Source organism: uncultured Candidatus Kuenenia sp., from assembly GCF_900696675.1.
GTDB lineage: Bacteria > Planctomycetota > Brocadiia > Brocadiales > Brocadiaceae > Kuenenia > Kuenenia stuttgartiensis_A.
The window spans coordinates 1-1887 of sequence record NZ_CAADGZ010000247.1; the positions used below are offsets into that span (position 1 = coordinate 1).

General features: G+C 42.2%; 1 protein-coding gene. It reads left to right on the plus strand.

From position 1 onward, the window contains the following. Positions 1-206 precede the first annotated feature (206 nt). A complete protein-coding gene (locus QZT26_RS17385; RefSeq protein ID WP_070065843.1) occupies positions 207-1685 on the plus strand; it encodes an ISNCY-like element ISCku10 family transposase in 1479 nt (492 codons plus the stop codon). Positions 1686-1887 lie beyond the last annotated feature (202 nt).

Consider the following 1887-nt stretch of genomic DNA (forward strand, 5'->3'; position numbering starts at 1 on the left):
TAGTGTCTGAACGAAAACGCTGTAAGCCTTGAAATACGTGGTAAAGGAGGTTGAAAGTATCTGCATGAAGGGTTGAAAGTATAGTGAGTAGATGTTAAACTTAGGGCGTAGAATAAGGGAAGCGAGGGTACCAAGGGGTGAAAAGAGACAAACATTCGCCCAAAACATCAGAAAAACAGAGTCATCAAAAGGAGAACTGCCACGCCATGAGAAAAAGATTCGAGCCGCAAAGGAGACTTGGAAGCACACCAATATCAGAGGTAGAAATTCCCGAAAAGAGCAGGGATGAGTTAGCGCCGATTTTGAGGGCATTACAATACATATTTGTTACAGAGGAATTACGAGAGGAAGTATTCAGGGTATTGGAAGCAAAGGTAAAGGGTGGGAAGAAAGAGACAGGGCGTAATGGGATGGAGTTATGGCAGATAATGGTAATAGGAGTGGTGAGATTGGGATTAGATGCGGATTATGACAGGTTGGAAGATATGGTGAATCACCATAGTCTGATTCGTCAGATAATGGGAGTAGATACCGTATTTGGGAGGGGTAAGAAGTATTCGCTGCAAAGCATCAAGGATAACGTAAGATTGCTCGATGAGGAGACGTTGGGGAAGATTAATGATGTGGTGGTAAAGGCAGGCCAGAGGCTGGCAAAGAACGGACGGGAGGAGAAGCTCCGCATAAAGACGGATACGTATGTGGTGGAGACAAACGTACATTTTCCTACGGACATGAATTTGCTGTGGGATGCGGGTAGGAAGTGCCTTGATGGGATAGAGGCATTTATAGAGGGAGGGGTATTGAACGGGAAAGGATGGAGAAAGGTAAAGAATTGGAGGAAAGAGCTAAAGAGTCTGATGAGGAGTAGTTCGAAAGCGGCAAGTGGTGGTGGAAACAAGAAAGAGGAGGCGGTTAAGAAGCAAGTAAAAGAGTATCTTGGATTAGCAAAGAGATTAAGTGAGAAGATAGGTGCGAGCATAATAGCGGTGTACGAAAAAATATTAACAACGGGTGCGGAAGAAATGCAGAAAGAGGCATTGGAGTCGATGGAATATTTTTATCAGATGCTGGAGAAGCACAGAGATTTGGTAGAGAGGAGAATTATCAAGGAAGAGCAAATACCGGTAGGGGAAAAGGTATATTCACTGTTTGAACCACACACAGAATGGTTGAGTAAAGGGAAGGCGAATAAGAGGGTGGAATTAGGCCACAATCTGGTGATAGCAAGTGACCAATGGGGGTTTATCGGATATCACCAAGTAGTGGAAAAAGAAGCAGATGTGGCGTTAATTCTGCCGTTAGCAGACAAGCTATTAAATTTGTTTGGTGAAGAAGAGATAGAAAGTATAAGTGCAGACAAGGGTTTTTACAAGAAGGAATACAAGGAACTGATAAGTCTTTATATACCGAAAGTGATCATACCGAAGAAAGGAAAAAGGAATAAGGCGGAGACAGAAGAAGAATCGGAGAGTACATTTAAAAAACTCAGGCACAAGCACTCAGCGGTGGAGTCAGATATTAACCGGTTAGAACATCATGGGCTGGACAGATGCTTAGACAAAGGGATAGAAGGATTTAAAAGATACTGCGCATTAGGAGTGCTGGCGGCAAATTTGCACACGATGGGGAGTATATTGCAGAAGAAAGTCCGGGAAGAAAAAGAAACAGTACGTAAGGCAGCGTAAAAACACTCTCGAATAAAAATCCATGAGGGATAGTATGTCCGGAGAACATGAAAAGATGGTAAAAACGAGGGAAATGAATAAAACAACCGTATCATAGATTAAAGCGTAGAAGAAAAAGTTGAAAAAGGGGCAATTTAAAAAAATTTAAATTTGCTCAGAGAAAGAATCTTGCATAAAAAAGATAGTTTTCGTTCAGACACTA